The following is a 5608-nucleotide window of genomic DNA, read 5'->3' as shown; positions in this document are numbered from 1 at the left end:
TTAACAACCATAACACGAAAAAAAAAATAACGGAGAATTTAAATGGTTTCAACCGGGGGGCACTCCCCACCCCACCCGCGGGCGGGCCTACCCCCCCCGCAGCCCGGCCGGCGTTTGAGGCCACCCCTCGGGCGCGGGGGTGCCGCGTCGCAAAGCCCGGCCCGCAGGGCCCTAGCGGGCCACCGCGAGGGCGTCCAGGGCTACCGTGCCGCCGCCCCTGGGCATCACCATCAGCGGGTTGATGTCCAACTCGGCCAGTTCGCTGCCCAGTTCGAGCGCCATGCGCTGTACCCGCATGACCACGTCGACGAGTGCGTCCAGGTCGGCGGGGGGCTGGCCGCGCATGCCCTGGAGGCACTTGAGGCCGCGTAGTTCGCCGAGCATGCGCTTGACCTCGTAGGCGCCGAAGGGCGGCACGCCGATCGCGATGTCGTCGAAGACCTCGACGAAGATGCCGCCCAGCCCGACCGAGACGGTCGGGCCGAACAGGTCGTCGTGCGAGATGCCGACGACCATCTCGACGCCCCGGTCGACCTGCTGGCAGACCAGGACGCCTTCGAGGCGGCCCGTGCCCACCTCCTTGGCCGCGTCGGTGATCTCGCGGTACGCGTCCCGCACCTGGCTCGCCGAGCGCAGGCTCAGCTTGACCAGGCCCAGGTCGCTCTTGTGCGGCAACTGCGGGCCGCACGCCTTCATCACCACGGGGTAGCCGATCAGCCCGGCCGCGCGCACCGCGGCGGCGGCCGAGGTGACGAGCTGCTCGCGCGGCACCCGGATCCCGTACGTGCGCAGCAACTGCTTCGCCGAGTGCTCGGACAGCGGCTTGCCGGAGGACAGCAGCCGCTTGGCCTTCGCGGCGGCCGGCGACGCGGTGCGCGGGACGTCCTCGAACGGCGACGAGTACTGGGTGCGGAAGCGGTGGTAGTCGAAGTAGGCGCGCAGCGCCCGCACACAGTTGCCGAAGGTGCGGAAGACCACCACCTTGTTCGACTTGAGCAGGATCTCGCGGTACGCGTCCTCGTCCGCCACCGGCGAACCCCAGACCACGCAGACCACCTTGTCGGTCGCCTCCGCCGCGTCCACCAGGTCCTGCGCGAGGCGGTCGCTCATCGGCGGGAACGCGCCGGTGATCGGACACACCAGCACGCCGATCGAGGGGTCGGCCAGGATCGTGTCGATGATCTTGCGGCCACGCTCGTCGCCCGCCGGGTGTCCACCGTTGTCCACGGGGTTGGACACGGTCAGGTACGGCGGGATCCACGCGTGCAGCCGCTCCTGCGTGGAGCGGTCCAGCCGAGGCACCGACAGGCCCTCGGCGGCGGCGAGGTCGGCCATGTGCGCGCCGGTGCCGCCGGAGATCGAGTACACGCAGACCCCCTGCGCGAGCGGGGTCCGGGTACGGGCGAAGAGCTGGGAGGTGTCGATCAGCTCGTCGAGGCCGTCGACCCGGGTGACCCCGTACTGCCGGAACACCGCCGAGGCGGTGCGGTCACCGCCGGTCAGCTTGCCGGTGTGCGACTGGGCCATCCGCGCGCCGGTCTCGGTGCGCCCGACCTTGACCACCACCACCGGTACGCCCTGACGGGCCGCGTGGTCGGCCGCCAGCGCGAAGGTGCGGCCGTCCTTGAACCCCTCGACGTACGCGGCGATCACGCCGACCTCCTCCTGGTCGGAGAAGTGCCGGATGAAGTCCGCGATCTCCAGGTCGGCCTCGTTGCCGACCGGGGCCCAGTGGGACACCCGGATGCCGATGTCCTGCGCCGCGAAGACCGGTCGGCCCTGGTGGCCGCTCTGGGTGATCAGCGCGATCGAGGGACCCTCCAGGTCGGTGCGGAACTCCTCGAACGCGTTGAGGTTGGTGTTCGGCCCGAGCAGGCGCAGCGAGCCGCCCGAGGTGAGCTGGGCGAGCCGGGCCTGCGCCTCGGCCCCCGCGGCACCCGCCTCGGCGAAGCCGGACGCGAACACGACCGCGAATCCCACGCCGGCGCCCGCCAGTTGCTCGAGTACCTCGGCCGGGTCGCCGACCAGGACGACGGCCAGATCGACCGGTTCGGGGACGGCCGAGATGTCCGCGTGGCACGGTCGGCCGGCGATGCGCTCGTGCTTGGGGTTCACCGGGAACAATCGTGCGCCCACCCGGTCGGCCCACGCGGTCAGTTGCGCGGTGATCCGGGCACCGGGCCGGCCCTCGGTGTCCGAGGCGCCGATCACCGCCACCGTGCGAGGTCGGAAGAAGCGGTCCAGGTCTGCGGGGCGGAGCGCGAGTGGTCGGCCGGTCACGTCGAGTTCGGCCGACGGATCCGCGTTCACGGTGACGCTGGTTCGAGTGTGCCCCGGGAAGTGGTGTCCTCTGCTGTCGTGAAGCATCATCGCGCCCGTCCCTTTTTCGATCTTTCGTCGCCGCCAGATCCGATCGACACTGGAATCGAGCTGACGGTTAGTCAGTTAGCTTGCTGATGGGACGTCAGGGCTGTCCACTGTCTCACCGGCCCGGTCCCGACGCATCTGTCCGATCACCTGGACATTTGCTGACTTGGTCAAACATGTTGCGGATATCTGCTGGTCATCGCGCGGTTACTAAACGTCCCCGAAGGACTTCTCGCGTTCCGTCAGGGATCTGCGGTCCACTTTGTCCATCCCGGTCAGTGGCAGCGCCGGCACGATGCGGATCGCCTCGGGGAGCTTGTGGGCGGACAGTCGTGCGGCCGCGAACTCTCGCAACGCGGCCAGTGACGGCTCGGATGCGGCACGTGACACCACGACCGCGACACCGATCTCGCCCATCACCCGACTGGGCCGCGGCACCACCGCCACGGAGGCCACGTCGGGATGGTCGAGCAGCACCGCCTCCACCTCCTGCGGATACACGTTGTATCCGCCGCGGATGTACATCTCGGTCATCCGCCCGGTGATCCGCAGGCAGCCGGCCTCGTCGATCCGGCCGAGATCGCCGGTCCGCAGCCGACCGTCGCCGTCGAGGGCGGCGGCGCTCGCCCGCGGGTCGCGCCAGTAGCCCGCCATCACGGCGGGCGAGCGCAGGCAGATCTGTCCCTCCTCGCCGGCCGGCAGGACGGTGCCGGTCCGCGGGTCGCGGATCTCCAACTCGGTGCCCGGTCGGGGGCGGCCGACCGTGAACAACGCCTCGGAGTCGGGGGCGTCGAACGCGGTGAGCGTGCCGAGCCCGCCGGATTCGGTGGACGAGTAGCGGATCGAGTAGCCCGCCCCGAACCGGGTCCGGGCCTCGTGCACGAGCGGGGCGGGGGACGGCCCGCCGCCGACGATCAGACCGCGTACGTGGGTGAGGTCGTAGCGGTCGAACTCGGGACGGCCGAGCAGGAGGGAGACCTGCGCGGCCACGCCGCCGAGATAGGGGATCTTTTCCCTGGCGACCAGGCGCAACGCGTCCTGGGCCCGCCAGCGGCCGAGCAGGTGCAGGGTCGCGCCCATCTTGAGATAGCCGGCCAACTTGGTCATGAAGCCGACGTGCGGCAGGCCGGTGGCGACCAGTTGCGGGCCGCCCTCGCCCCAGCGGTCGCCGGTGTCCATCGCGGTGATCGCGGCGATCTGCCGGGACGTGAACAGCGCGCCCTTGGGCGTGCCGGTGGTGCCCGAGGTGAACACGACCGTCTCGGGCAGGTCCGGCTCCCGGTCCCCGGTCACCGGCGGCGCGGGCGGGATCTCGTCGAGCCGAAGGTCGGCCCAGACGCGGTGCGCGTCGGCCGCCGGTACGCAGCGGACGAGTTCGGGGCCGGCCGGGACGCCCTCGGCCAGGTCGTCGGTGACCAGCACCAGATCCGGCGCGGCCCGGGCCAGGATCGCGGCGCGCTCGGCGGGGGTGTAGCGCGGTCCCACCCCGGTGGTGATCGCGCCGAGCCGGGCCAGCGCCGTGTAGGCGACCACGTACTCGAGCCCGGACGGGAGCACGAGCGCGACCAGGTGACCCGGCCGGACGCCGCGCCGGGCCAGCCCCGCGGCGACCTGGTCGGTCACCGCGTCCAGCCCCGCGTAGGTGAACCCGCTTCCGCCGTGCACGAGGGCCCGCCGCTCGGGAAAGCGTCGGGCGGCCTCGTGAAGCACCTGGGCGAGAACGGTCACAACGGGTCCCTTCGGCCTGCGCACGAAGTAGTCGGCGTGGGGATGGTGTATGCCACACAACACGACACGCCCGGGGTAAGGCGACGTTTCGGAGGTGTGACGAAAGCAATGTTCTAAAGGTATGACGGTGTGTCAGATACTGGTGCTCGCGGGCTGCCGGATCGTCAATGGGGCCGACCGGAACTCGGGTCGGGCGACCGACCCGACCCGCACGACATGAGTGCCAAGGAGTTGCGGTACGTGGACGTCGAGTTCAGCGATGAGCAGCAGGAGATCCGCAGAGCACTCCGGGACGTGTTCGACAAACACAGCGACTCGCCCGCGGTCCGGGCCGTGATGGCCACCGAGACGGGCTACGACGCCGGGGTGTGGCGGCGCGTGTGCGAACAGACCGGGCTGGCCGGTCTCGCGATTCCGGAGGAGTACGGCGGGGTCGGCTTCGGCTTCACCGAGTTGGTGGTGGCCTTGGAGGAGATGGGCCGCTCGCTTTTCCCCTCACCGTTCCTGGCGTCGTCGGTGCTGACGGCGTACGCGCTCACGCACGCGGGCGACGAGGCCGCGCGGGCGGAGTACCTGCCGGGCATCGCGGCGGGCGTCACGCTCGGCGCGCTCGCGCTGGCCGAGCCGGGGCGGCGGGACGTACGCGCGGTGGAGACGGCCGCGCGGGCCGATGGTGACGGGTGGCGCCTGGACGGCGTCAAGACGCATGTGATCGACGGCTTGATCGCGGATCTGATCGTGGTGCCGGCACGGGTCAATGGCGACCTCGCGCTGTTCACCGTGGACAAGGACGCCGCGGGGCTGACCCGGGCGGCGCTGCCGACCCTGGACCAGACCCGCAAGCAGGCCAGGCTGACCTTCGCGGACACCCCCGCCCGGCTGCTGGGCGCCCCCGGCGCCGACGCGGCGCTGGAGCGGGTGCTGGCGCTCGCCGAGATCGCGGTGGCGGCCGAGGCGGTCGGCGGCGCGGCGCGCTGCCTGGAGGCGACCGTCGAGTACACCAAGGGGCGCGTGCAGTTCGGCCGCCCGATCGGCTCGTTCCAGGCGATCAAGCACCGCTGCGCGGACCTGTACGTCGAGGTGGAGACGGCCCGTTCGGCGCTGTACTACGCGGCGTGGGCGGCCTGCGAGGCGGAGGCGGCGGGGCTCGCGTCGCCCGGCGAACTGGCGGTGATGGCACCGCTGGCGATGACGACGGCGACCGCCGCGTACCGGCATGTCGCCGAGGAGATGATCCAACTGCACGGCGGCGTCGGTTTCACCTGGGAGTACGACTGCCACCTGTACCTGAAGCGGGCCATCACCTCCGCGCACCTGTTCGGTGACCGGGGCGCGCAGCGTGAGCGGATCGCGGAACTCGCCGGGATCTAGGCGCGAGCCGGTCTGCGGCCTGGTGTCCTCGAACGCCGGACGGGCTTGAAATGTGTCCTCGAGCGCCGGACGGGCTGATCATCAGCCCGTGGCGCTGTTGTACGACGACCCCAAGGGCCACCCGCACCTGTTCACCGGCGAC

3 protein-coding genes are annotated in these 5608 nt (G+C 71.2%); 1 reads left to right on the top strand and 2 read right to left on the bottom strand.

Going from position 1 to position 5608, the window contains the following annotated elements:
- Positions 1-171: 171 nt before the first annotated feature.
- Together ACWCPW_RS51395 and ACWCPW_RS51390 are read right to left on the bottom strand one after the other, a co-directional pair.
- Positions 172-2367: an acetate--CoA ligase family protein gene (locus ACWCPW_RS51395; protein WP_449768585.1), complete on the bottom strand. Its 2196-nt coding sequence runs from the start codon at positions 2365-2367 to the stop codon at positions 172-174.
- A gap of 210 nt (positions 2368-2577) precedes the next feature.
- A complete protein-coding gene (locus ACWCPW_RS51390; RefSeq protein ID WP_449768584.1) occupies positions 2578-4095 on the bottom strand; it encodes a class I adenylate-forming enzyme family protein in 1518 nt (505 codons plus the stop codon).
- Between the two features lie 216 nt (positions 4096-4311).
- Here ACWCPW_RS51390 and ACWCPW_RS51385 point away from each other — a divergent pair, with 216 nt between their 5' ends.
- Positions 4312-5466 (top strand): acyl-CoA dehydrogenase family protein, encoded by a 1155-nt coding sequence (locus ACWCPW_RS51385; RefSeq protein WP_449768583.1) that lies wholly within the window; start codon positions 4312-4314, stop codon positions 5464-5466.
- Positions 5467-5608: the final 142 nt, after the last annotated feature.

The organism is Embleya sp. NPDC001921, assembly GCF_053594475.1.
The sequence above is the reverse complement of the archived record's forward strand: the minus strand, read 5'-3'. Positions and strand labels throughout refer to the sequence as shown.